This window comes from Flavobacterium cupreum (assembly GCF_003996965.1).
Taxonomy (GTDB): domain Bacteria; phylum Bacteroidota; class Bacteroidia; order Flavobacteriales; family Flavobacteriaceae; genus Flavobacterium; species Flavobacterium cupreum.
Map to the genome: position 1 here is coordinate 1 of NZ_QWDM01000073.1, position 456 is coordinate 456.

A 456-nucleotide genomic window follows, 5' to 3' on the forward strand; every position below is an offset into this window, starting at 1 on the left:
TTTAAAGAGCTCAAGTCTCTGGGAAATCTGATCTCAAGGCAAGTTTCCCGCTTAGATGCTTTCAGCGGTTATCGCTTCCAGACTTAGCTACCCGGCAATGCCACTGGCGTGACAACCGGTACACCAGAGGTCTGTCCACTCCGGTCCTCTCGTACTAGGAGCCGCCCCCTTCAAATTTCCAACGCCCACGGCAGATAGGGACCAAACTGTCTCACGACGTTTTAAACCCAGCTCACGTACCACTTTAAATGGCGAACAGCCATACCCTTGGGACCGGCTACAGCCCCAGGATGTGATGAGCCGACATCGAGGTGCCAAACTCCCCCGTCGATATGAACTCTTGGGAGGAATCAGCCTGTTATCCCCAGAGTACCTTTTATCCGTTGAGCGATGGCCCTTCCATACAGAACCACCGGATCACTATGTCCTACTTTCGTACCTGCTCGACTTGTCAGT

General features: G+C 52.9%; 1 rRNA gene. It reads right to left on the minus strand.

The features are described 5' to 3' along the window. Positions 1-456: ribosomal RNA gene (locus D0817_RS24850) — 23S ribosomal RNA — on the minus strand; the annotation flags it as partial.